Source organism: Pseudomonas sp. NPDC088890, assembly GCF_044900155.1.
GTDB lineage: Bacteria > Pseudomonadota > Gammaproteobacteria > Pseudomonadales > Pseudomonadaceae > Aquipseudomonas > Aquipseudomonas urmiensis.
The window spans coordinates 127,366-152,726 of the sequence record NZ_JBJDNG010000009.1; the positions used below are offsets into that span (position 1 = coordinate 127,366).

17 protein-coding genes are annotated in these 25,361 nt (G+C 63.4%); 6 read left to right on the forward strand and 11 right to left on the reverse strand.

Annotated elements, in window-relative coordinates; all coding sequences use genetic code 11:
• Nucleotides 1-152: 152 nt before the first annotated feature.
• From mobA to ACI2JX_RS19255, 3 genes are read right to left on the reverse strand one after another with little or no spacing between them, the layout of a single operon-like run.
• Nucleotides 153-728 carry a molybdenum cofactor guanylyltransferase MobA gene (gene mobA / locus ACI2JX_RS19245; RefSeq protein ID WP_404690765.1) on the reverse strand — a complete coding sequence of 192 codons (576 nt, stop codon included), beginning with the start codon at nt 726-728 and terminating at the stop codon, nt 153-155.
• Nucleotides 729-788: 60 nt separating this feature from the next.
• Nucleotides 789-3,911 (reverse strand): multidrug efflux RND transporter permease subunit, encoded by a 3,123-nt coding sequence (locus ACI2JX_RS19250; protein WP_404690766.1) that lies wholly within the window; start codon nt 3,909-3,911, stop codon nt 789-791.
• A gap of 11 nt (nt 3,912-3,922) precedes the next feature.
• The gene (locus tag ACI2JX_RS19255; protein ID WP_264233065.1) at nt 3,923-5,098 is read right to left on the reverse strand and encodes an efflux RND transporter periplasmic adaptor subunit; all 1,176 of its coding nucleotides are present in this window, start codon (nt 5,096-5,098) and stop codon (nt 3,923-3,925) included.
• Nucleotides 5,099-5,256: 158 nt separating this feature from the next.
• On the opposite strand from ACI2JX_RS19255, the gene ACI2JX_RS19260 reads away from it, so the two are divergent.
• Both ACI2JX_RS19260 and ACI2JX_RS19265 read left to right on the forward strand, forming a co-directional pair.
• Nucleotides 5,257-5,958: a response regulator transcription factor gene (locus ACI2JX_RS19260; protein WP_264233064.1), complete on the forward strand. Its 702-nt coding sequence runs from the start codon at nt 5,257-5,259 to the stop codon at nt 5,956-5,958.
• Nucleotides 5,959-5,965: 7 nt separating this feature from the next.
• Nucleotides 5,966-7,264 carry an ATP-binding protein gene (locus ACI2JX_RS19265; RefSeq protein WP_264233063.1) on the forward strand — a complete coding sequence of 433 codons (1,299 nt, stop codon included), beginning with the start codon at nt 5,966-5,968 and terminating at the stop codon, nt 7,262-7,264.
• Nucleotides 7,265-7,370: 106 nt separating this feature from the next.
• On the opposite strand, the gene ACI2JX_RS19270 is transcribed toward ACI2JX_RS19265, so the two are convergent.
• The 5 genes from ACI2JX_RS19270 to wecB form a co-directional block, all read right to left on the reverse strand.
• Nucleotides 7,371-8,459: a GGDEF domain-containing protein gene (locus tag ACI2JX_RS19270; protein WP_368971940.1), complete on the reverse strand. Its 1,089-nt coding sequence runs from the start codon at nt 8,457-8,459 to the stop codon at nt 7,371-7,373.
• Between the two features lie 123 nt (nt 8,460-8,582).
• Nucleotides 8,583-9,422: a DUF4434 family protein gene (locus tag ACI2JX_RS19275; protein WP_404690767.1), complete on the reverse strand. Its 840-nt coding sequence runs from the start codon at nt 9,420-9,422 to the stop codon at nt 8,583-8,585.
• The gene (locus ACI2JX_RS19280) at nt 9,422-12,412 is read right to left on the reverse strand and encodes a phage receptor (RefSeq protein ID WP_404690768.1); all 2,991 of its coding nucleotides are present in this window, start codon (nt 12,410-12,412) and stop codon (nt 9,422-9,424) included. Before ACI2JX_RS19280 ends, ACI2JX_RS19275 begins: the two co-directional genes overlap by 1 nt.
• Entirely contained in the window at nt 12,409-14,583 is a 2,175-nt protein-coding gene (gene nrfB / locus ACI2JX_RS19285) for a cyclic di-3',5'-guanylate-activated glycosyltransferase NrfB (RefSeq protein WP_264233059.1), read from the reverse strand. The genes ACI2JX_RS19280 and nrfB overlap by 4 nt, the downstream gene beginning before the upstream one ends.
• Nucleotides 14,580-15,734 carry a non-hydrolyzing UDP-N-acetylglucosamine 2-epimerase gene (gene wecB, locus ACI2JX_RS19290; RefSeq protein WP_404690769.1) on the reverse strand — a complete coding sequence of 385 codons (1,155 nt, stop codon included), beginning with the start codon at nt 15,732-15,734 and terminating at the stop codon, nt 14,580-14,582. Before wecB ends, nrfB begins: the two co-directional genes overlap by 4 nt.
• A gap of 186 nt (nt 15,735-15,920) precedes the next feature.
• Here wecB and ACI2JX_RS19295 point away from each other — a divergent pair, with 186 nt between their 5' ends.
• From ACI2JX_RS19295 to yiaY, 3 genes are all read left to right on the forward strand, one after another.
• Nucleotides 15,921-16,352 (forward strand): PACE efflux transporter, encoded by a 432-nt coding sequence (locus tag ACI2JX_RS19295; protein WP_404690770.1) that lies wholly within the window; start codon nt 15,921-15,923, stop codon nt 16,350-16,352.
• A 185-nt stretch (nt 16,353-16,537) separates the two neighbouring features.
• Nucleotides 16,538-18,100, forward strand: a complete 1,563-nt coding sequence (ilvA, locus tag ACI2JX_RS19300) for a threonine ammonia-lyase, biosynthetic (RefSeq protein ID WP_264233056.1) — start codon at nt 16,538-16,540, stop codon at nt 18,098-18,100.
• Nucleotides 18,101-18,227: 127 nt separating this feature from the next.
• Entirely contained in the window at nt 18,228-19,376 is a 1,149-nt protein-coding gene (gene yiaY, locus ACI2JX_RS19305; protein ID WP_404690771.1) for an L-threonine dehydrogenase, read from the forward strand.
• 64 nt (nt 19,377-19,440) lie between these two features.
• Here yiaY and ACI2JX_RS19310 read toward each other — a convergent pair whose 3' ends face one another.
• The 3 genes from ACI2JX_RS19310 to ACI2JX_RS19320 form a co-directional block, all read right to left on the reverse strand.
• Entirely contained in the window at nt 19,441-20,625 is a 1,185-nt protein-coding gene (locus ACI2JX_RS19310) for a hypothetical protein (RefSeq protein ID WP_404690772.1), read from the reverse strand.
• 84 nt (nt 20,626-20,709) lie between these two features.
• Nucleotides 20,710-21,177: a VOC family protein gene (locus ACI2JX_RS19315; protein WP_368971934.1), complete on the reverse strand. Its 468-nt coding sequence runs from the start codon at nt 21,175-21,177 to the stop codon at nt 20,710-20,712.
• Between the two features lie 174 nt (nt 21,178-21,351).
• Entirely contained in the window at nt 21,352-22,977 is a 1,626-nt protein-coding gene (locus ACI2JX_RS19320; protein WP_186554572.1) for an NADP-dependent glyceraldehyde-3-phosphate dehydrogenase, read from the reverse strand.
• Nucleotides 22,978-23,117: 140 nt separating this feature from the next.
• On the opposite strand from ACI2JX_RS19320, the gene ACI2JX_RS19325 reads away from it, so the two are divergent.
• The gene (locus tag ACI2JX_RS19325; RefSeq protein ID WP_368971932.1) at nt 23,118-25,352 is read left to right on the forward strand and encodes a putative bifunctional diguanylate cyclase/phosphodiesterase; all 2,235 of its coding nucleotides are present in this window, start codon (nt 23,118-23,120) and stop codon (nt 25,350-25,352) included.
• Nucleotides 25,353-25,361 lie beyond the last annotated feature (9 nt).

Consider the following 25,361-nt stretch of genomic DNA (forward strand, 5'->3'; position numbering starts at 1 on the left):
CGTGCGCAGGATCTGCGGGGTGTCGGTGCTGGTTCAACGCTGGATTGAAATCGGCGCGGTACCTGTGGGAGCGGGCTTGCCCGCGAAGAGGCCAGTAGCGCCGCCACATCAAATGGATAAGCTCACTATCCTAGGCCCAGAACCCCAAGAACCTATTCTTCCAACCACCGCGGACTATTGAAATTACTCAACCGCCGATCCCCCTCAGCACACTCCAATCCCTGCACCGAACCCAGCAACAAAACCTTCTGCAAACTCCGCTCACCCACCTGCCAAGCCTGCTGCAAAACCGGCAACAAACGTCGCGGCAGCACGCTGAACATCGGCTGCCAATACCCAGCCTGACGCACCATGGCCGCGCTATCGTGCTCAACCGCCAGCCGCAGCAGTTCCTCAATCAACCCCTGATCAATCAGCGGCGCATCGCAGGCCAGTACGACAATCCATTCATGCCGAGCCGCCTCGACACCGGCAATCACCCCAGCCAACGGCCCGGGATAGTCCGCTTCGGCATCCCCCACCAATTGATCGGCAAAAAACCGATAGGCCTCCTGATTGCGGTTGCAGGAAATCACCACGTCATCGCTCAAGTCGCGTACTACCCGTTGCACATGCGCCACCAGCGGCTCGCCGCGCCAGCACACCAGCCCTTTGTCACGGCCACCCATGCGCTGGCCGCGACCACCGGCCAAAATGAGGATGGAGCAGGGGGGAAGGGCTGCGGACATAAAAAAGGGTTCCTGGCGGTTAAGCCAGAAACCCTCCCATGTCGCAGGTGGCTTGTCCAGTCAGCCTTCGCTGACGACCGCCGCGGTATGCTTGGCCTTGCCGCGCCCAGCCAAACGCATCACCAGCACAAAGAACACCGGCACGAACACCACCGCCAAGGTCGCACTGAGCATGCCGCCGATCACCCCGGTGCCAATCGCTTGTTGGCTGGCGGAGCTGGCACCGGTGGCGATGGCCAGCGGCACCACGCCGAGGATGAACGCCAGCGAGGTCATCACGATTGGCCGCAGGCGCAGGCGTGCAGCGTGTACGGCAGCGTCCACAGGGTCTTGGCCCTGGTCGACCAGGCTCTTGGCGAACTCGATGATCAGGATGGCGTTCTTGGCCGAAAGGCCGATCAACGTGATCAGGCCGACCTTGAAGAACACGTCGTTGGGCATGCCGCGCAGGGTCACGGCCAAGACCGCGCCGAGTACCCCCAGGGGCACTACCAGCAGCACGGCAGTGGGGATCGACCAGCTCTCGTACAGCGCCGCCAGGCAGAGGAACACCACCAACAGCGATAGCGCCATCAGCAACGGCGCCTGGCTACCAGACAGACGCTCTTGCAGTGACAAACCGGTCCATTCCAGGGCAGTGCCTTCGGGCAGTTGGTCGACCAGGCGCTGGATTTCGGCCATGGCCTCGCCGGAGCTGTAGCCAGCCGCCGGCTCGCCGGAGATCGCCACCGCCGGATAGCCGTTGTAGCGGGTCAGCTGCACCGGGCCACTGACCCAGTTGGCCTGGACGAAGGCCCCCAGCGGCACCATCTTGCCGCTGGTGTTGCGTACGTGGATCTTCAGCAGGTCTTCGACCTGGCTGCGCTGGTCGCCTTCAGCCTGCACCACCACCCGCTGCATACGGCCCTGGTTGGGGAAGTCGTTGACGTAGTTGGAGCCCACCGCGGTGTCCAGCACAGCGCCAATGTCGGCGAATGACACGCCCAGGGCGTTGGCCTGGCGTCGGTCGATTTCCAGCTGCACCTGCGGGCTCTCGGCCAGCGACTCTTCACGCACGTTGACCAGCACCTTGCTCTTGCGCGCATTGTCCATCAGCTCGTCACGCGCTGCCATCAACCGCGCATGGCCAAGCCCACCGCGGTCTTGCAAGCGGAACTCGAAGCCAGTGGACTCGCCCAGGCCGTCGATCGGCGGCGGCAGCACCGAGTAGGCGATGGCATCCTTGAGCTGACTGAAAGCCAGGGTCGCCCGGTCGGCGATGGACTGGGCGCTGTCGTCGGCACCACGCTCGGACCAGTCTTTGAGGGTGGTAAAGGCCAGTGCTGCGTTCTGGCCACTGCCGGAGAAGCTGAAGCCCAGGATCAGCGTGGTGTTGCCCACTCCAGGCTCTTCGGCGTTGTGCGCTTCGATCTGGGCGGCGATCTGCTCGGTACGGGCGCGACTGGCGCCAGGCGGCAGTTGGATATCGGTAATGGTGTAACCCTGGTCTTCGGTGGGCAAGAAGGCGGTCGGCAGCTGGCTGAAGCCAAGGCCCAACGCCACTAACAGCAGGCCATACACCAGCAAGTAGCGGCCACTGCGCTTGAGTGCCTGCACCACCCAACGCTGATAGCCGTTGCTCATGCCGTCGAAACGTCGGTTGAACCAGCCAAAGAAGCCTTTGCGCTCATGGTGCTCGCCCTTGGCCACTGGCTTGAGCAAGGTCGCGCACAGCGCCGGGGTCAGGCTCAGGGCAAGGAATGCCGAGAACAGGATCGATACTGCCATCGATACCGAGAACTGCTGGTAGATCACCCCCACCGAACCTTTCATGAAGGCCATCGGCAGGAACACCGCCACCAGTACCAGGGTAATCCCGACGATAGCGCCGCTGATCTGGCCCATGGCCTTGCGCGTAGCTTCTTTGGGTGGCAGGCCTTCTTCGGCCATGATCCGTTCGACGTTTTCCACCACCACGATGGCATCGTCCACCAGGATGCCGATCGCCAAAACCATGCCGAACAAGGTCAGCACGTTGACCGAGAAACCCAGCGCCAGCATCACGGCAAAGGTGCCCATCAGCGCCACCGGTACCACCAGGGTCGGGATCAGCGTGTAGCGCAGGTTTTGCAAGAACAGGAACATCACCGCGAACACCAGCAGCATCGCCTCGAACAGGGTGGTGATCACCTGCTGGATCGACACCTTGACGAACGGCGAGGTGTCGTACGGGATGTCGTACTTGACCCCTTCGGGGAAGTAGTGCGCCAACTGGGCCATCTTCTCGCGCACCAGGGTCGCGGTTTCCATGGCGTTGGCGCCGGGCGACAGCTGCACGGCAAAGGCCGTCGATGGCTTGCCATTCAGACGCGTGCCGTACTGGTACTCCTGGGCGCCGATCTCGACCCGGGCGACATCACCGATGGTCACGCTGGAGCCGTCGGGGTTGGCGCGCAGGACGATGGCGGCAAATTCCTCAGGCAGGCTCAGCTGACCCTTGACCACCACGTTGGCGGTTATTTCCTGGGTGGGGCGGCTGGGCAGGTCGCCGATACTGCCAGGGGCGACTTGCGCGTTCTGTGCGGCAATCGCTTCGGCGACATCGTTGGGCGTGAGGTTGAAACCGATCAGCTTGCGTGGGTCGATCCAGATCCGCATGGCTCGCTCCGAGCCATACAGCTGGGCCTTGCCGACGCCCTTGAGGCGGCGGATCTCGTTCATCACGTTGCGCGCGAGGATGTCACTGAGCGCGGTTTCATCCAGGCTGCCGTCCTCGGAGGTGAGGGTGGCCAGCAAGAGGAAGCCGGTGGAGACCTTCTCCACCTGCAAACCTTGCTGGGTCACCGGCCGCGGCAGGCGCGACTCGACTACCTTGAGGCGGTTTTGCACATCGACCTGGGCCAGGTCCGGGTGGGTGCCTGGCTCGAAGGTCGCGGTAATAGTGGCGCTGCCCAGGCTGCTCTGCGAGGAGAAGTACAGCAGGTTGTCGGCACCGTTGAGCTCCTGCTCGATCAGGCTGACCACGCTCTCATCCATGGTCGCCGCCGAGGCGCCGGGGTAGACGGCGTAGATTTCCACCTGCGGCGGCGCCACGTTAGGGTACTGGGCCACCGGCAATTGCGGGATCGCCAGGGCGCCGGCCAGCAGGATGAACAGTGCGATCACCCAGGCGAATACCGGGCGGTCGATAAAGAACTGCGGCATGAATCAGGCCCTCACTGGCCGTTGTGCTGGACGATCGGAAGCGCGTCCTGTGATGAATCGACTTGCACCTGGTCGCCGGCCTTGACGTGTTGCAGGCCTTCGACCACCACCCGCTCACCTGCGGCGAGACCTTCGCTGACGATCCAGCGATCACCCTGGGCGCTGCCCAGGACGATCTGCCGTTCGCTGATACGGGCTTGCGCGTCGACCACCAGCACCTTCGGCACGCCCGCGCTGTCACGCAAGATCGCCCGCTGTGGCACGCTGATGCCCTTGGGCTGCACGGCCTGCTCCAGGCGCACGCGCACATAGCTGCCAGGCAGCAGGTCGAGATCCGGGTTGGGGAACTCGCTGCGCAGGGTGATCTGGTTGGTGCTCGGGTCGACGCTGATGTCGGAGAACAGCAGCTTGCCCGCCAGCGGGTAGGCACTGCCGTCATCCTGGATCAAGGTAGCCTTGGCCTGGCCTTCGCCGACCTGGCTCAGCTCGCCGGCGCGCAAGGCACGGCGCAGGGCATTGAGTTCGCGAGTCGACTGGGTGACGTCGGCATGGATCGGGTCCAGTTGTTGGATGGTAGCCAGCGGCGTGGATTCGTTCTGACCGACCAGCGCACCTTCAGTCACCAGCGCGCGGCCGATGCGCCCAGAGATCGGCGCGGTGACCGTGGCGTAACCCAGGTTCAGTCGCGCCCGCTCCAGGGCAGCCTTGGCCTCGGCGACTTCGGCATCAGCTTGGAGCAACGCAGCGCGAGCATTGTCGTACTCCTGGCGGCTGACCGCCTTGTCGTCGACCAGTTGGCTGTAGCGTTGCGCTTGCAGGCGCGCCTGATAGCGGGTGGCCTCAGCCTTGGCCAGGGTAGCGCGGGCGCTGTCGTGGTCAGCCTTGAAGGGCGCCGGGTCGATCAGGAACAGCACCTGGCCTTGCTTGACGTCGCTGCCTTCACGGTACACCCGCTTGAGTACCACCCCCGCGACCCGTGCACGCACCTCTGCCGTGCGCGGCGCCAGGATGCGCCCGCTCAGTTCGGTGCTGATCGCCAAGGGCTGGACCTGTACCGTCTCCACCCGCACCTGCGGCGTGGAGGCTTGTTCTTGCTGCTCGGCAGCATCGTCGCAGCCAGCGAGTAATACGCTCAGCAGCACCAAAGGCGCCAAACGGCGCAGGCGGGTAGGGCAGTGAGTAGACATGCGGGGTTTTCCGAAAATGACCAGGCGTATGCTAAAGCAGGCGCTCGCGGCGTGGGTGTGAAGCAGTGTAGGACGAGTGTGAAAAAGTGTAAGGAATGCCGCTGGCCAGGCGTAGGATTCTATATCCTGCTTCTCACCCTTTCGCTATTACGCCCTTTATGCCGAACATTCTCCTGGTCGAAGACGACAGCGCGTTGTCTGAATTGATCGCCAGCTACCTGCAACGCAACGACTTTCATGTCCGGGTGATCGCCCGGGGCGACCACGTGCTGGAAGCGTTTCGCCGTGACAAACCTGACCTGGTGGTGCTCGACCTGATGCTGCCGGGCCTCGACGGCCTGCAAGTGTGCCGCCTGCTGCGCCAGGAATCCCAGGGCCTACCGATTCTCATGCTGACCGCCCGCGACGATAGCCACGATCAGGTGCTGGGGCTGGAGATGGGCGCCGACGACTACGTGACCAAACCCTGCGAGCCGCGCGTGCTGCTGGCCAGAGTGCGCACCCTGCTGCGCCGTAGCACTATCAATGAGCCGCGCCTGGAAAGCGACCTGATCCTGGTGGGTGGTTTGCAGATCAACCTGGCCGAACGCACCGTGACCTGGCGTGGCGAGGAGGTCGAGCTGTCCAGCGGCGAGTACAACCTGTTGGTGGTGCTGGCGCGCAATGCCGGTGAAGTGCTCAGCCGCGACCGCATCCTGCAGCAGTTGCGCGGCATCGAGTTCAACGGCACCGACCGCTCGGTGGACGTGGCAATCTCCAAATTGCGCCGCAAGTTCGACGACAACGCCGGCGAAGCGCGCAAGATCAAGACCGTGTGGGGCAAGGGCTACTTGTTCAGCCGCGTCGAGTGGGAGTTCTGAGCGCATCATGCTGAAGATCCTGGTGCGCCTGTACCTGGTGATCATCGTCGCCTATGCCGGTGCCTTGTTGCTGATCCCCGACGCTATCGTCGGGGCCTTCCATGAGCGCTTCATGGCCTACAACCTCGACCAGGCCAAGGGCGTGCAGTCATTGATCGTGCGCCAGTTCCAGCAGGCACCGCGCGAGCAGTGGCCAGCGGTGGAAAGCGACCTGGCGGCGCACTTCACGCCGTTGCAGGTCAAGCTGCTCAAGTGGGACGAAGCCGAGCTGACGCAGGCCGAGCGGGCGCGTCTTGAACATGGATTGAAGGTGGTGCGCATCGGCGACTGGGGCTATTACCAGACCGCCCTGGCAGCGCTCGACCAGGACTGGCTGGTGAGCCTGCACAGCCCGCCGGATCCGGTCGATATCAATGTGTTGTCCTGGGGCGTGACGGTGTTGATCGGCGCCGCCATGCTCGGTTGCCTGCTGGTCTGGGTGTGGCCACACTGGCGCGACCTGGAGCGACTCAAGGAAACCGCCCGACGCTTGGGCCAGGGGCAGATGTCGGAGCGCACGCACATCTCGGCGCACTCGAACATCGGCGAACTGGCCGGGGTGTTCGACACCATGGCCGGCGACCTGGAACGCCACGTCAACCAGCAGCGCGAGCTGCTCAATGCGGTGTCGCATGAACTGCGCACGCCGTTGACCCGCCTGGATTTTGGCCTGGTGCTGCTGTTCGACGAGGTTCCGCCGGCCAGCCGCAAGCGCCTGCTCGAGCTGGTCGGGCATGTGCGCGAGCTGGATGAACTGGTGCTGGAGTTACTGTCTTACAGCCGCTTGCAGAATGCCGAGCAGGCCCGCGAGCGGGTCGAGGTGTCGTTGCTGGAGCTGGTCGACAGTGTGCTTGGCGGCTTTGCCGAAGAGCTCGATGGGCGCGGTATCCAGTGGGAAGTGCGCGCCGATGACAAGCTGCCGCGCTTTGTCCTCGATCCGCGCCTGACCGCCCGCGCAGTGCAGAATTTGGTGCGCAATGCCATGCGCTACTGTGACGAAAGCCTGCTGTTGCGGCTCAAGCTGGAAGCCGATGGTGCGTGTTTGTTGACGGTTGAGGATGACGGCATTGGCATTCCGGTCGAAGAGCGTGAGCGGATCTTCCAGCCGTTCTATCGACTCGATCGCAGCCGCGATCGCAATACCGGCGGGTTTGGCTTGGGGCTGGCGATCAGCCGTCGGGCGATCGAGGGGCAGGGTGGCACACTGACGGTGGCGCAGTCGGTGTTGGGTGGGGCGCAGTTCAAGATTCGTTTGCCTGCCAGTTGAGGGGGTGTTTGTTCCGGCCTCTTCGCGGGCAAGCCCGCTCCTACAGGTTTTTGTGGAGGGGCTGCGGGCGTGGGGTGACCACGCAGCGGCAGGTACTGGACCTGTGTCAGGCGCCCCCCAACTGGGCAGTCCACAACACGAACCGATCCTTGCCCGAATGTTTTGCCTCATACAACGCCTGGTCGGCACGTAGCAGCGCCACGCTCAGGCTATCGCCGGCGTTGACTTTGGCCAGGCCGATGCTGATCGTCACCGGATGCGGCCCCAGGTCTTCGCGCACGCGCTTGCACAATGTCGCGACCTGTCGCTCGGCAGCTTGCTGATCCAGGCCCTGGAAGAAGATCGCGAATTCCTCGCCGCCAAGCCTGGCGAACTCGAAACCTGCCATCGATGCCTTTATATGACCAGCCACACGCTTGAGCACTTCATCGCCGCTATCATGGCCAAATTGGTCGTTGACCTTCTTGAAATTGTCGATGTCGATCATCGCCAGGAATTGCCCCGGCGGCGCTTGCTGCAACTGGCGTTCGGCCTTGGCCATGAACGAGCGGCGGTTGGGTATTTCAGTTAGCACATCGACATAAGCTTGCTCCAACAGCACCTTGGACATATAGAAGTTGTGTAGCTTGGCCTGGCGGATGCGCAGGTAGCTGTAGATCACCAGGCCGCTGAGGAACACCGCATAACTGAGCAGCATGGCGGCTTCCAGATCATCCAGGTCGATATTGGTACCGTAGAAGGGGTTGAGCATCGCCCAGCAGATGGCCATGGCGCAGAAGAACGACCAACGCCGTACTGGCAGCACCGAAACGCTGTAGAGCACCGTCGACACGCCGAGCACCAGCCATACCGGACGCAGGGCGATAGGGATGCCCTCGATCACCAGGCGCATGCCTAAGGTGATCACGGCGATGAACAGCAAGTTGAGCACATCGAAGTGGTGGCTTTTGCGGGTGAAACCCAGGACCACGGTGATACAGCCCAGTAAACCCATGAACAGGCCAGACAGCCAGGTGAAGCCTTGATCGCCCAGGTAACTGACGATCAGGTCGAAGATCAGCCAGATGCCAATGCTGCAGCAGAAGATCAACTGGCAGAACGGGCGCATCAACTCGAATTCGTGCTGGCGAAATTCCGCGCGCAGGGCGGCGGGGGCGACCTGCTTGCGCACGTGCTCTTCGATGGTTTTGAACATGGTTTAGTCGGGGACTCCTTGCTGGCTGTACTGGCCTCATCGCGGGGCAAGCCCGCTCCCACGTGTAGCGCCGCTCATTCGCGTGGAGCGGGCTTGCCCCGCGATGAGGCCGGTGAAACCCACTCAATTGACCGGCAATAAACCCTGCGCCCAAGGCCGATAACGCAAGGCGAACACTGCTTCGGCGTGGCACCCACCGCTCAGCGCCGGGGGCGCAGGCTCTGCGCGAAATGGCTGCCCCGGCGCGCTGGTCTGGCGAAACGCCTCCCGGACGATGCCGACCCGGCAGGGCAGCGCCTGTTCATAGCCCTGGCGCACCAGCGCCGGCAAGCGCCCAGTACCTGCGCCATCCTGCCACCAGACAGTCAAGCCCATGCCGCTCAACTGTTCCAGCCACACACCAGTGACCCGCGGCGACAGCTTGCCGGCGCTGAACGCGCTGATATGCAGCGGCTTGCCCAGTTGCCGGTTGAATGCCTGCAACTGGCTGTGCAGCGCCTCGCGGCGGGCAGCATCACCAAAGTGCAGGTCGTCCAGCTCCATGGGCAGGTACCAGCCCGCGAGCGGCACGTCCCATTTCGTCTGGACCTGGTGCAGCTGGGTCAGCGAACGGCCCAGTTGCGCTTTCCAGTAGTCCGACAGCCCCTGGGCGTCCAATTGCTCGATGCGTTGGTAGTAGCCGGGGTCCATGTACAGCCCAAGCACCAGTTCCAGGCCTTGCGCGTGGGCTTCGCGCAGGCTGTTGGCCAACCAGCCCTGAGCGCCACCGAAATCGCTGTCGCCATAGGCACTCCACTGCACGATCAAGGTCTTGCCGCCCTGGGCCACGGTGGCGCGCCACAGCTGTTGCCACTGGGCCGGGGTGAGCGCTGCATCGCGGTTCAGCGGTTGATAGAACAGGCGCTGGTCGGCCAGCGCCGGTAGGCACAACAGCAGCATGCCAATTGCCAGGAGCTTGCGCATCAGAAGGTCATCTCCACACCCAGGAGCACGCCGTTGGCCCGCTCATAGAGGTCGCCGCCCAGCGCCTGCTGGTACTCGGCGCGCACTTTCAACGAGCCGCGGTAGGCGTTGTAGCGATCATCATCGAACCACCATTGCCAGCGCAGGCCGACGCCGCTGCGCAGATCCTGGCGCCAGTCGTTGCTGGGGTCTTGGCTGGCGAACTCGACAAAGCCATAGGGCATGATCGTCTGCGGCGAGTCGACCGGCAGTTTCCAGGCGTGCCCTTGCTGATAGCGCGACAGCCAGGCGTGGTCGCCGGCGCGAGTCCACCAGGCAGCGTCGAGGTAGAGGAAGCGCTCGTTCCATTGATCTTCATCGATGCGCCAGTCGTTACGCCAATCGCCCTGGTCGAGCACCGAGGCGGTGGCGCGCAGCAGCAAGTCGTTGCTCGACTCGGCGTGCCCGCGCAGATCGCCCCAGTTATCGCCGACCTTGCTCGGGCTGAGCAACTGGCCAAGGCTCAAGCCGTTGTAGTGCTGGTCGTCGATCTGGCGCTGGTGATAAAGCTCGGCATAGAGGTTTAGGTTGGCCTGGCCGAACGGTTTCCAGCGCAGGCCTACGCCAGTGCCCATGCTTTGCGCGTAGTCGGAGCGCCCCGGACCGCCAAACAGCACCCGGCCATACACCGACAGGGTACTGCCATTGCGGCTGGGCTGTTCGCCCAGGGCATGGTCCCACATCGCCAGTTGCACGTTCTGCGAGCGCGCCCGGCGCTCGCTACGACCGGTGTCGAAGTTGTCGTTGGTCGAGGTACCGGCGGGTGACCAGGTGCTGGCCAGGGTGATGCTGTCGCGCCGCGACAAGGTTTCGTGGGCACGGCGCTGGCGGTATTTGCGCGCCTCCAGGCTGCCGTATTCGTCGTCGCCGTCGACCACATGCTGCTCCACATCGATGACGCGGCGCAGTTCGCGGCGGGCCGAGGCACTGTCTTCGACTTCGTCATAGCGCAGCGCCAGGGTTTCGCCGAGGCGGTAGTCCTCGGGAAAATCGCGGGTCGAACGCTCAAGGTAGGGGATCGCTGCGCGGCGCTGTTGCGGGTCCGCCGAGCTTGCCAAACGCATGCCGTAGTCGGCGCGGTAGCGCGGCTGGTCAGGCGCCAGGCGCACCGCTTCGGCGAGCCAGGCGGTGCTTTGCGCACTGTCACCCGCGGCTTGGGCGGTGCCCGCGGCGGCGTAGTAATGATCGGCTCGTGGGGTGTGCGCCAGCGCCTGGCGTTGCCGGTTGAGCGCTGTGTTGAAATCGCCCTGGCGCTGGGCGATGGCGGCGCCCAAGGCCCAATCATCGGCGCTGTGGTGCGCTGCCGCCTGCCAATAGCGCTGGGCGGCTTGGGCGTCGCCTGCATTCAAGGCGCCTTGTGCGGCGGTCAGGCGGGCGTTGTCGGTCCAGGCCTCGGCGGGCAGGCTGCGCCAGATTGGCAGGGCCGCTTCAAAGTCACCCGCTGCCTGCAGGGCATAGGCCAGCGGCAGACGGCTGGCAGTGTCGCCCAGGCCTTCTGCGGCCTGGTAATAAACCACCGCTTCGCCGGGATGCTCGGGCATGGCGCAGCGGCCTAGGGCACGGTACTGGCCGGGTTCGGTTGGTTTAGCCGGGATTGCCCCGCGCACCGCATCGCACTGTCCGGCTTCGGCCAGGCGCGCGAGCAGTTGCGCCCGGGTGGCGGCGTCCACCCGGGGGGCCAGCGCCAGCATGCGGCGGCTGTCCAGCGGGCCATCATTGCGTGCGTAAAGGTTGCCCAGGCGCCGCAGCAGGGACGGCGTCAAGCGGCCCTGGCGACGGTCGTAGGCCTGCTCGAGCAGGTGCCGTGCGCGCTCGGCCTGGCCTTGCTCGACTAGCAGAAAACTGGCTTGTTCGAGCGCCGCCAGGTCGCCGCTTTGCCGGTAACGCTGCTCCCACTGCGCGGCGGTGCGCGGCTGCGGTGGTTGCGGCGGGTCGCCATACAGGCGTTGCTTGAGCACGGCATAGGCGCGTGGGTTGTCGTCGCGGGTACAACCCTTGAGCTGCTCGCGGGCCAGCGCAGGATCGTGTCGCGACAGCCAGTCGACCGTTTCCAGGCACGGTTTGCCGAGCTGGTTGCTCAGCTGCTGGACCTGCGCCGCGTTATCGCCCTGGCGCGCCAGTTCCCACAGTTGCTGGCGCTGCTCGGGGTGTTGTAGCTGCTCACTGGGCAGGCTTTGCAGCCAGCGCTCGGCCTGCTGATTATGGCCCACGGCAATTGCCCGGTTGGCCATGGCCAGGCGCGTCTGGTTGGCCACCTCGGTCGATGGCGCACTGGGCAGGAGCTTGTTCAGGCCGTTTTCGTCGACTCGCTGCACGTAGGCGTTGGCCAGGCGCTGCCAGTCCTCGGCCGACAGCTGGCCCTTGTCGGCCAAGGGTTGCAGTTGCTCGATGGTCTCGCCCCAATTGCGCAGCTGTTCGGCGAAGTTGGCCCTCGTCAGGCGCAAGACCATGCCGTCGCCATGCGCCGGCAGTTGGTTGAGCCACGCCAAGGCTCGCCCGGCGCCTCCGAACTTGGCCAGGCTCATGCTGTAGGCCTGCCACAGGCGCACACGGGTGTTGCCTTCGCTGCTGGCGATCCAGCCCTCGACCTGGCTGGCCGGTGGCGGGTCTTGCTCGATCCAGGTCAAGCGCAGTTCGAGCAGGGCGTCGGCGTGCTCGGGGCTGTTCTGCAACTGCTCGGCCATTGCCTGGGCTTCTTTATAGCGGCGCTGGTGGGCCAGTGCCGACATCAGCAAGGCACGTGCCTCATCGTTGTTCGGTACCCGGCCGAGCACATGGCGAGTCAGCCGCTCGACCTCGGCCCAGTTGTCTTTCTGCGCCTCGCGATAGCCACGCTCCATGAAGGGATAGCTGGTGAAACGCTGGAAGTCAGTCATCGGCGCTGCCAACGCCGGCAGGGCGGTGGAACACAGCAACAAGGTAGTCAACGTCAGGGAAATACCGGGCTTCATGCCACCTCCCGCGTCAGGTCATAGGCAGCCTGCTGTTCGCTGGCTTGTTCGGCGAGAGCCTGTTGCAGCACCTGCTCGGTGATGATGCCGCGGGCGATCAGGTGCTCGCCCAGGCTCATGGTGTCGGGGTCGAAATCGATCAGCGCCTGATTGAACAAGGTTGCCGGGACCATACCGCGCACCTGCAGGAGTGCACCGAGCATGACTTGGTGGGTGCTGACGTTCTCGATCAGCTCGGCGTCATCCTGATGGCGCTCAAGCACGGCCAGCATCTGTTGGGTCTCGGGTTTTTGCCAGGGGCTGGGATAGTGATAACGCAGGCCCAGGGTTACCCGCCCCTGGGGCGCCAAGCGGCTGCGCACCGGGCGCTTGAGCTGGCGGCTGATGACCCCCAGCGACACCTGGCTGACCGGGCTTTCACTGGCCAGCACCAGCGTGTCGCCATCTTCCGCAACTGGCAGCACGCCATAGTGAACGGCCAGGCGGCGGGGGAGTTTGCCGATCAACGCTGGGGCGATTTTGAACGGATTGAGTGGCGCCCAGGGCAGCTCCAGCTGTTCAGCCAGGGTTTCGACCAGTTGCTCGGTGGTCAGCCATCCACGCAACAGCAGCTCGCGCCCCAGTCGTCGGCGCACTGGGCTGGTGATGGCTTGTTCAAGTTGCGCTTCGCTGATGTAGCCTTTTTCAACCAGACGATGACCCAGGGGCGTGCGTGCCGGTGAGGCGAGGGCCGGGAATTCGTGGGTGGTCTTGTCCCAGGCCACTCGCCGTGAATCACCCATTTCCATCACTTGGCGCAGGGCACGCAGGTTGGCGAAGAAATTGACGAAGTTGCTCCACATCATCCGCGGCGCCGACAGCAGCCCTTCGCCAATACCGTAGTAGCGAGTGACGAACCACCCACGCTGGAAAAGCCGATTGATCAGCAACAAGCCGTTGAGCCAGAGCAGGGTGGAGAGCAGCCAACTGTCACCCAGGATTGACATGAAACGCCACGATTCGGGGGCGATCACCGTCACCAGCCACATCGCCAACAGGACCAGGAACAACAGGTTGACCAAAAAGCTCAGCAGGTAGGCGAACAGCCCGCGCCGGTCACGCCACAGGAAGTAATTGAGCGCGCCCTTGCGGCTCCAGCCCAGGTTGCTGGTGCCTTGGAACACGATGCCGACGATCCAGCGCGACTTTTGCCGGATGGCATGCTGCCAGTCGCGCGGGAAGTGCTCGCGCACGCAGATCACTTGGGAGAAGGCCCGGCTCATGCCGAAACGCCATTCGTGCTTGAGCGCCAGCGCCGGGTCGGTGATGGAATAACGGGCGAAGATGCACTTCATGCCTTTTTGTTTCAGGCGAAAACCGATGTCGTAGTCCTCGGTCAGACTCTGCACATCGAACGCGATGCCGTCCCCGTCCTCAAGCAGCGCGCTGATCGCCCGCCGGCTGAAGCAGGTGCCGACCCCGGCACTGGGCACTTGCCCGGTCAACGCTTCGCGGACGATGACATCCTTGCCATGGTTTTCGGCGAACTCATCCACGTAGTGCCCAGCGGTGAAGCCTTTCCATTCTGGCGCGTAGGGATACACCGGGATCTGGATCATGTCCTTGTTGGGCAGCAGATAGTTGAACAGGCGCAGTTCCATTGGCGAGATGACGTCTTCGGCGTCATGCAGGATGAACCCGGCGAACTCGATGCGTGCGTCCTGCTCAAACCGCAGGATGGCGTCGATGATGTTGTTCAGGCAGTCGGCCTTGCTGGTCGGGCCTGGACGGGCGCAGACCACTTTGTGCACGTTGGGATAGTGCAGGCACACCGCGTCGACATCGGCCTGGGTCTGCGGATCGTTGGGGTAGGTGCCGACGAAGATCTGGTAGTTCTCGTAGTCGATGGTCGAAGCGGCCAGGCGCGCCATCTCGCCGACCACGCCCACTTCGTTCCAGGCTGGCACCATGATCGCCAGGGGTTTTTCCGGCACTTCGAACAGGCGTTTCTCGTCGGCCGGTTCGTATTTGTCATAGATCCGGAAGCGCCGCACCAGCTTGCGGCCCCAGTAGCACAGGTCGATGAACAGGTCATCCAGGCCGAGCAGGAACATCAGGCTAGCGAGGATGATGGCGAGAATCTTCAGGCCGAACAGCACATAGGTCAGAAAATCGATAAAGGCCAGGCTCATGCGTCATCTCGTCCGTTTTCGCGCTCCTCGAACCAGCGTTGCAGGCGTTCGGCAATGCGCTCGCTGGCATGGCCGTCGCCGAACGGGGTGTACACCCGAGCCATTTGCCGATACGCCTCGGGGTCATCGAGCAGTTGGCTGGTTTCCTTGACGATGCGTTCGGTGAGGGTGCCGACCAGCTTGACCGTACCGCCTTCGAGCACTGACGGACGTTCAGTGACCTTGCGCAGGACCAACACCGGCTTGCCCAGCGCCGGCGCTTCTTCCTGGACCCCGCCAGAATCGGTGAGGATCACGTGGGCGCGGTCCATCAGCCAGACGAAGTGCTGATAATCCTGGGGGGCGACCAAATGGATGTTGTCGCGGCCCGAGAGCACGCCGTAGACAGCTTTTTGCACCTGGGGGTTGAGGTGCACCGGGTAGACGAACTGCACGTCTGGGTAGCGCAAGGCCAACTCGGCCAGCGCCAGGCAGATGCGCTCGAAACCCGCGCCGAAGTTTTCCCGGCGATGGCCGGTGATCAGCACCATACGCTGATCATCGCCCAGCGCTGCCAGCGGCGAATCGGCTGCCGGATGCCAGCCGCTGGTGTTCAGATGCTCGCGCATCCACAGCAGCGCGTCGATCACCGTATTGCCGGTCACTTCAATGTGTTCGGCGGGCACGTGCTCGCCCAACAGGTTGTCGCGAGACTTGGTAGTAGGGGTGAAATGCAGATCGGCGAGCACCCCGGTCAGGCGCCGGTTGGCCTCTTCCGGCCAGGGTTGCTGCAGGTTACCGGTGCGCAGCCCGGCTTCGACATGGCCGATGGGGATGCGCCGGTGAAAGGCGGCGAGGGCGGCGATGAAACTGGTGGTGGTATCGCCGTGGACCAGCACGATGTCCGGGTTTACCTGTGCGTAGGCCTGGTCAATCTTGTCCAGCAGGTCGCGGGCCAGGCCATTGAGGGTCTGGTTCTTGGTCATCACCTGCAGGTCCTGATCGACCGACAGGCCGAAGGCGCTCAGCACCTGTTCGAGCATTTCCCGGTGTTGGCCGGTGGAGCAGATATGCAGGTCGAGCTCGGGCCATTGGCGCAGTACGCGCGCTAGCGGAGCCATTTTGATCGCTTCTGGGCGGGTACCGAAAACCATCATGACGGTATGGGGCATCGTCTCGCTCCTCGTCCGATTCCGTGTCCGAAGTTGTACGAATGCGTCGCGCTTGTAGGAGTTAGATACAAGCAGGGGAACCAGGTGTTGTCCAATTGCGGGCGCAGCTGCCAGCGGATGCTGCAAAGGTTGAAGATCCGCCCAGAGCGGCGTACCGTTTCTGTCCATTTCTCATCAGGAGGCCCCATGCAAGGCAAGGCCCGCAAGATCGTCCAGGCCATCTGCTATGAAGTCATCGCCGTGGCCTGCGTAGCGCCGGCGCTGTCGTTGATGTTCGACGCAGGTATAGCCCATTCGACGGTGCTTTCGGTGCTGATGTCGGGCATCGCCATGAGTTGGAACATGGGCTACAACTGGGCCTTCGAGCGCTGGGAGGCGCGTCAGCACCAGCGTACCCGTACCCTGTTGCGCCGGGTGCTGCATGCGTTGGGCTTCGAGGGTGGGCTGGTGTTGATCCTGCTGCCGCTGGTGGCGTTCTGGCTCGACATCAGCCTGTGGCAGGCATTGCTGACCAACCTGGCCTTGTTCGTGTTCTTCTTCGTCTATGCCTTCGTGTTCCAATGGGGCTTTGACAAGGTGTTCGATGTGCCGCTCTCGGCCCAGCACGTCAAATGTTGACTTGCCGTACCCAGGCAGGCTAACGTCAGCGCCCATGAATACCTTCCCGCAACGTCGCGCCCTGAGCATTATTATTACCGCCATTATCGGATTGGCGGGCTAGCGCGTACGTGCACCGAACCCGCCCTGGAGGCGGGTTTTTTCTCTCTGACTCCTGGGCAAATCAAGAAAACCAGGAGTCATCGATGACCAGCCTCAGTGTCAGCCCGCGTACCGTCACCACCCCGCAACAATTGCTTTCGGAGCAGGTGCGGCGGATTCTTGCCGCCCCCGTGTACGACCTGGCCATCGAGACCCCACTGCAAGTCGCCCCCGCCTTGTCGGCAAGCCTGGCTAACCAGGTGCTGCTCAAGCGTGAAGACCTGCAGCCAACCTTCTCGTTCAAGATCCGCGGTGCCTACACCCGGCTATCACGCCTGACCACTGCCCAGCGCGAGCGCGGCGTGATCACCGCCTCGGCGGGCAACCACGCCCAGGGGGTCGCGCTGGCTGCGGCGCACCTGGGGATGCGTGCGACCATCGTCATGCCCACCACCACGCCGACGCTGAAGATCGAAGGCGTGCGTTCTCGCGGTGGCAATGTGGTGCTGCATGGTGAGAGCTTTCCCCATGCGCTGGCCCACGCCCTGCGCTTGGCCGACGAGCACGGCGCGACGTTCGTGCCGCCGTTTGACGATCCGGACGTGATCGCAGGCCAAGGCACCGTGGCCATGGAAATCCTCCGCCAGCAGCCTGGGCCGCTGGATGCGATCTTCGTACCAGTGGGCGGCGGCGGCCTGATCGCCGGGATTGCCGCCTACGTCAAATACCTGCGGCCCGAGGTCAAGGTGATCGGCGTCGAGCCGCAGGATTCCAACTGCCTGCAAGCGGCCATGGCTGCCGGTGAGCGGGTGATCCTGGCGCAGGTCGGCACGTTTGCCGATGGCGTTGCAGTGGCGCAGATCGGTGCCCATTGCTTCGAATTGTGCCGACATTTCGTCGATGAAGTGATCACCGTCAGCAGCGATGAGCTGTGCGCGGCGATCAAGGACATCTACGACGACACCCGCTCTATCACCGAGCCCTCTGGTGCGTTGGCGGTGGCCGGGATCAAGAAGTACGTGGCCCGTGACGGCGTGCAGGGGCAGACCTTGGTGGCGATCGACTCGGGCGCCAACGTCAATTTTGACCGCCTGCGGCATGTCGCCGAGCGGGCCGAGCTGGGTGAGCAGCGCGAGGCGATCATCGCCGTGACCATCCCGGAGCAGCCAGGCAGTTTCCGCGCATTCTGCCAGGCCCTGGGCAAGCGCCAGATCACCGAGTTCAACTATCGCTATTACCCAGGTAAAGAAGCGCGGCTGTTCGTCGGGGTGCAGACGCATCCGCTGAACGACCCGCGCGAACAGCTGCTGGCCAGCCTGCGCGAGCAGGGCTACAGCGTGCTCGACCTGACCGACAACGAGTTGGCCAAGCTGCATGTGCGTCATACCGTCGGTGGCCATGCCGCGCCTGGGGCGCACGAGCGGGTGTTGCGCTTTGAGTTCCCGGAGCGGCCGGGGGCGTTGCTGGGCTTCCTGGAGCGCTTGGGCAAGCGTTGGAACATCAGCCTGTTTCATTATCGCAACCACGGCGCGGCTGAGGCCCGGGTGTTTGCCGCGCTCGAAGTGCCTGGGGATGAACTGGCGGGGCTGCCGGTGGCATTGGATGACATGGGCTATCGCTACTGGGATGAGACGGATAACCCGGCGTATCAGCTGTTTTTGGGCTAGAAGTACCGCGCCCATCGCTGCAAGTCGGCGATGGGCGCGTCACTCACAACACATTGCCCTGGATCAACACCCTTCGCGCCATTCAGGTCGATCCTCAAGCCAGACCCAGTTTGCCGAGGATCCGCCCATGAGCAGCACATTCTTCATCCCCGCCGTCAACATCATGGGCATCGATTGCCTGGAGGAGGCGATGACCGCCATTGCCGGCTATGGCCTGCGCAAGGCATTGATCGTCACCGACCAAGGGCTGGCGAAGGCTGGCGTGGCCCAACGTATCGCCGAGATGCTGGCAATGCGTGACATCGATTCGGTGGTGTTCGACGGCGCCCAGCCCAACCCGAGCATCGCCAATGTCGAAGCGGGCCTGGCGGTGCTCCAGCGTGAACGCTGTGACTGCGTGGTGTCCCTCGGTGGCGGCTCACCCCACGACTGCGCCAAGGGCATTGCCCTGTGCGCGACCAATGGCGGGCATATCAGCGATTACGAGGGCGTCGACCGCTCAAGCAAGCCGCAGTTGCCGCTGATTGCGATCAATACCACTGCCGGTACGGCCAGCGAGATGACCCGCTTCTGCATCATCACTGATCAAGCACGCCACGTGAAAATGGCCATTGTCGACCGCAACGTCACGCCGATTCTCTCTGTCAACGACCCAGCCTTGATGGCCGCTATGCCCAAGGACCTGACTGCCGCAACGGGTATGGACGCCCTGACCCATGCCATCGAGGCGTATGTGTCGACAGCGGCAACCCCGATTACCGACGCTTGCGCGCTCAAGGCCATCAGCCTGGTCAGCGACAACCTGCGCCAGGCGGTGGCGGACGGCAAGGATCTGCAAGCGCGGGAGAACATGGCCTATGCCCAGTTCCTCGCCGGCATGGCGTTCAACAACGCCTCGCTCGGCTACGTCCATGCCATGGCCCATCAGCTCGGCGGCTATTACGACTTGCCGCATGGGGTCTGTAATGCGGTGCTGCTACCACACGTGCAGCGCTTCAATGCCAAGGTCAGTGCAGCGCGTCTGCGCGATGTGGCCAAGGCCATGGGCGTGCGGGTGTGTGCCTTGGATGCGCAGCAGGGCGCGGGGGCGGCGATCAGCGCAATCGAGCATCTGGCTGCGGCGATCGGCATTCCCGCGGGGCTGGCGGAGTTGGGCGCCAAAGTCCAGGACGTACCGGTCCTGGCTGAAAATGCGTTGAAGGACGCGTGCGGGCTGACCAATCCGCGGCCGGCCAGCCAGGCAGAGATCGAGGCGATCTTCCGCGCGGCGTTCTGATCGTTCAGCCCAATCGTCGGACACGTCGCAGTGACGTGTCCGACGACTGGCTGCGCTACGGTCTTCAGCGCTCGCGCATGAAGAACCCTGCAACATACTTGCGAAACGTCTCCAGGCTCTTGAAGTCGGCATAGCGCTTGAAGTGCTCGGTCTCAGGCTCCGGCCCTACCGGTTGTTCGAGCAGTGACACCGACAGCACCCGGTCCTGATCCGAGGTCAGCACCAGTTCATCCATCACCTGGCCGCCGATCACTGGCCGGCGCATCAGCACCTTGACCCCCTTGCTCGCCATCCAGTCGATCAACGACACCAGCGCCTTGAGCGGTTCGCGCTCTTCATCGCGGTACACCGGGAACAGATGCGCGCGCGACAATACCGGCACGCTGGCGACATGGATCAACTCATAGAAGTGGCTGCCTGCCGTGGCCGGTGAATAAAGGGCCAAGGCCAGCAGTGGCCCAATGGTGCGGCTGCCACCCCAATACAAGTGATGCCCCTGGAAATCGAAACCATCTTCGCTGCGGGCGTTGAACAGCTTGCGTGCCTTGATCTGATCGACGCAGTCGAGCAACAGGCCGTGGCGGCGGTGGTTGGCAAATACCGTGGCTTCGCGCAGGCGGGACTTGAGCATCATCATGTGCTTCATGTCCAGGCGGGTTTCCAGGTAGTTGCTGGCCGGCACGCGTTCGAGCAAGGGGTAGCGACTGGCGACGCTGCGCAGTTCGGCGAACTGGGCAGTGAGGTCTTTTTTGAGGTGGGTGGCATAGACGTTCAGGCCGCTGATCTCGATCCAGGTCAGCAGTAACGACAACAGATGTTGCTGCTCACGCCGATCGCCAGGCTCTGCAGCCGCGCCGCCTTCTGCGGTTTTGCGAAAATCGCCTATCAGCCGCAGCGGCGTATCGGGCGCCAGCCAAGCCGGTGGCGGGGTGGTCTCGTTACGGCGCTCGTCGGCCTCGCGTTCATCCTTGGTGAACGGGCAGCCGGGAGCATGCTCGGGGGTGTCTGGGTTGTTGCGCAGGATCAACCGACCCGTGTCGCCATTGAGGGCGATGTTGAGCACCGGCGAGGCGTCCTTGCGGCAATCACAGGCCAGCCACTGGTTGGCGCTGCGCACCTTCATCAGCATCTGGTTAGCCTGCAGCACGGCAGGACCGCTGAGGGTGGCGCTGGCAAAACCGGCCAGCAGTTCTTCCTCGGCCGGGGTCAGGCTGCGCACCAGGGTGGCGTTTTTCTCGATGATTCGCATGAAGCAGCTCCAAGCTACAAGCCTCAAGCTTCAAGCAAAGCCGCGTCGCTTTCAACTTGAAGCTTGTGGCTTGGCGCTCGAGGTTCAGTTAGCGCTGAACATCTTCGCCGCGCGGGCGCGGATTTCTTCAACCGAGAGGTCTTCCTTGTGGGTCGAGACGAACCACAGGTTGCCGAACGGGTCCTTCACGGTGCCACTGCGGTCGCCGTAGAACTGGTCTTGCAACGGGCTGACCTGGGTAGCGCCTGCGGCGATGGCCTGGGCGTAGATCTGGTCGCAGTCCTCGACATACAAGTGCAGGCCAACCGCTACGCCGTTGACCGATTGGCTGGCGGTCAAGCCACCGCTTTCGCCGCAGGGTTCGGCGAGCATCAGCGACGAGTCGCCGATTTTCAGCTCGGCGTGGCCGACCCGGCCGTCTGGGCTGTCGAGGCGGAACATTTCTTGGGCGTTGAAGGCTTTTTTGTAGAACTCGATGGCCTGGTGGGCGTCTTTGATGCCCAGGTAGGGGGTGATGCTGTGTTGCCCTTCGGGAATCGGTTTGGCTGCCATCTTGTTATCTCCTTGGGGTTTGAGCATTGGGCGGGTCATGCTGGCCCTATCGCGGGACACGTCCCTACTACCCGGAAGGTGTCCCGCGAAGAGGCCAATATAAACCATGAGGCTGTATGTTTATACAGTTAGGCCGCAAGCGCAAATGCTAATTCCCCATAAGCAATTGCCTGGCTAGAAGATGTAGTCGGTAGTCAGGAAGCTTGACTGCCGATTACGGATGATCTCGCTGATCAATTGTTTGTTAGCCTCCTGGAACTTGGTCGCGACCAAGGTGCGGATCGAGAATACCCGCAAGGCGTCATGTACCGACAAGGTCCCTTCAGCGCTGTTCTTGCGGCCGTTGAACGGGTAGGTATCCGGGCCACGCTGGCACTGCGCATTGATGTTGATGCGCCCCACCTGGTTGGCAAAGGTGTCGACCAGCGTGCCGATGGTCTGGGGATCATTGCCGAACAGGCTCAACTGCTGGCCGTAGTCGGAATCCAGTACATATTCGATCACTGTCTCAAGGTCGCGGTAGGGCACCACCGGCACCACCGGCCCAAACTGCTCCTCGTGATACACGCGCATATCGGCGCTGACCGGGTAGAGCAGGGCAGGATAGAAGAACGACCCCCGGCTGTGGCCGCCGCCTTCATGCTCATTGAGTACCTGCGCGCCCTTGCCCTTGGCATCCTCCACCAAGGCGTTGAGGTAGTCGACCTTGCCTTGCTCTGGCAGCGGCGTCAGCGCCACCCCCGGTGCCCAGGGCATGCCGGGCTTGAGCGCAGCCAGCTTGCGTTGGAATTTCTCCAGGAACGGCGCGACCACATCCTCGTGCACGAACAGGATCTTCAGTGCGGTGCAGCGCTGGCCATTGAAGGAGAGGGCGCCGGTCACTGCTTCCTCGACGGCGTTATCCAGGTCCACCTGGGGCAGCACGATCCCGGGGTTCTTGGCATCCAGGCCCAGCGCTGCACGCAGGCGGTGCGGGCGTGGATGGAGTTTTTTCAGGTCGCTGGCGGCTTTGTGGGTGCCGATGAAGGCGAATACGTCGATCTTGCCGCTGGCCATCAAGGCGCTGACGGTCTCCCGGCCGCGACCATAAATGACGTTGATCACCCCGGCCGGGAAGCTGTCGCGGAACGCTTCGAGCAGTGGCCGGATCAGCAGCACGCCGAACTTGGCCGGCTTGAACACCACGGTATTGCCCATGATCAACGCTGGGATCAGGGTGGTGAAGGTCTCGTTCAGCGGATAGTTGTAAGGGCCCATGCACAGCGCCACGCCTAGCGGCGCACGGCGGATCTGGCCGAGGGTGCCTTGTTCGAGTTCAAAGCGGCTGGAGCGTCGGTCCAGATCCTTGAGGGCGTTGATGGTGTCGACGATGTAGTCGCAGGTGCGGTCGAACTCTTTCTCCGAATCCTTGAGGTTCTTGCCGATCTCCCACATCAGCAGCTTGACCACCGCGCTGCGCTGTTCGCGCATGCGCGCCAGGAACGCTTCGACGTGCTGGATGCGCTCGGCCACGCGCATGTTCGGCCAGCTGCCGCGGCCTTTGTCATAGGCTTGAACCGCAGCATCCAGGGCGGTGAGTGCGGTGTCGGCGTCAAGCAACGGTGCACTGCCCAAAATCACCTGGTGCTCTTCATCGCCCTGTTTGAGCCAGACCGGACTGCGTACGGTAGCCAAGGGCCCATGCCATTGCCTGAGTTCGCCATTGACGAGGTAATCGCGCTGTTCCAGGGGCGGGCCGAGGCGCCAGGCTTCGGGGATTTCTTCGGCGGTCGGAAACAGCGAATCGAGCAAACGGTCCATGGTTACTGCACCTCACAGGTTAGGCTAGGTGAAACGCTTCAGCGTCCGAGCATGCACCCGCCGCAAGAAAAACACCAGTCTGGCTCAACATTGGCCAGCCTGCGCCGATACAGGATCAATCGTCCTCCGATCGCGGGCCCATGAGAACCGTCCACCCTTCCCCTGATGACCCGCCAGCCGCTGCGGGCTCGCTGCGTCACAGCGCCAACCGCCTGCTGCCAGTGGGTTTTGCCCTGATTGGCATCAGCTTGTCGCTGGTGCTTGGCCGGCTGGACGTGCAACGCGAGCAGAGCGAGCAGGTCGCCACCATTGCTGCACATTTGTCTGGGGTGCGGGCCGCCTTGGAAGCGCAACTGCGCGCAGCCTTTGGCGAAACCGAGGGCATTGCCCAACTGATCGCCGCCGATGGCCATATCAGTGCCGAGCACTTCCATGGTATGGCGCGCGAAGCCTTGGAATCGGTGCCGTACATGCGCCATGTGTCGCTGGCGCCGGACGATGTGATCAGCGATGTCTATCCGCTCAAGGGCAACCAGGCCATCATGGGCCTGGACTATCGGCGACTGGCCGACCAGTTCCCGCTATTGCAATCGGCGCGCGAGCAGATGCAGCCGGTGCTTGCCGGGCCGGTGAAGCTGTATCAGGGCGGCCAGGCGCTGATATATCGGCGCCCGGTGTTCATCAATGGCAAGCGCGGGGTGAAGTTCTACTGGGGCAACGTCTCGACCGTGGCCGACATCGATCGGCTGCTGGCCGCCGCCGGGCTTGGGCCGGAGCTTGAGATCGACGTGGCCGTGCGTGGCGCCAATGGCCAAGGCGGCGATGGCGGGTTGATCTGGGGCGATGCACGGCTGTTCGAAGACCCGCTGCTCAGCCAGACGGTGGAAGTGCCAGGTGGTCGCTGGCAGCTGGTCGCTGCCCCGCATGCCGGCTGGCCGGTGCTGGGCTTGTTCGCGTCGCCCTTGTTTTTGTTCGCCTTGAGTTGCACCGGGCTGTTCAGCGTGTTCGTCGCCCAGCTCAATCGCAATCACCGTTTGCTCAAGCAGCGCAACCGCGAACTGCGCCAGTCGCAGGCCCAGCTGGAGCGCCTGGCCCACTACGACACCATCACCGGGCTGCCTAATCGCGTGCTGTTCCAGCAGCAGTTGGCCGCTGCCATCCTCAAGGGCAATGGCCTGGCAGTATTGATGCTGGATATCGACGGCTTCAAACAGGTCAATGACAGCCTCGGCCACCCCATGGGCGATCTACTCTTGCAACAAGCCACTGCGCGCTTTTTGCAAGAACTCGACAGCGCCGACCGCGTTTGCCGACTTGGCGGCGATGAGTTCGTGTTCATGCTCCAAGGCAGCCAGGGCCAGGTCAGTCACCAGGTACGGGCGATCTTGCGTTGCCTGCAGCGGCCGTTCGACCTTAACGGCAATGCTGCGCTGGTCACCGGCAGCATCGGTTTGGCCTGGTGCCCGCAGCATGGCGAGAGCGTCGACAGCCTGCTGCGCCATGCCGACACCGCCATGTACGTGGCCAAGGAGAGCGGCCGCAATGCCTGGCGCCCGTATCACCCCGAGATGACCGCGCGCCTGCAGCAGCGGCTGGAGTTGGAACGCAACCTGCGCCGAGCCCTGCAGGACAACGAATTCGAGCTGTGGTACCAGCCCAAGGTGGATTTGTTCAGTGGTCAGCTGGAGGGGGTCGAGGCGCTGTTGCGCTGGCGTGACCCCGAGCATGGGTTGGTGTCGCCGGCCGAGTTCATCCCGTTGGCCGAGCGCACCGGTTTGATCATCCCGCTAGGTGAGTTGGTGCTGGATCTGGCCTGCGCACAGTTGGCCAGCTGGCGCGCCGCAGACTGTTTGCCTGGGCCATTGGCGATTAACGTCGCGGCCTTGCAGATCGAGCGCAGCGACTATGTCACCAGCCTCGCTACGGCGCTGGCGCGTTACGACTTGCCGGCGCAACTGCTGGAGGTGGAAATCACCGAAAGCCTGTTGATGGAAAGCCAGCAACAGGCCTGCGCGGTGTTGGCCCAGCTGCAAGCCATGGGCGTGGCCACCGCGGTGGACGATTTCGGTACCGGCTACTCGTCGCTGGCCTATCTGCGCTCGCTGCCGATCGACCACTTGAAGATCGACCGCGCCTTCATCAAGGACTTGCCTGGCGACGACGATGCGGTGGCCGTCGCCCGCGCGATCATCGACCTGGGCCATGCGCTGGGCTTTAGGATCACCGCCGAAGGCATCGAAACCCAGGAGCAGTACGACTTTCTGCGCAATGCCGGGTGCAATCAGGGCCAAGGCTACCTGATGGGCCGGCCGATGCCTGCGCCGGCGTTGCAGGCATGGCTGGTGCAACATGAGCAGCGGCGGCCGGCGCGCTGAGATCGCTGC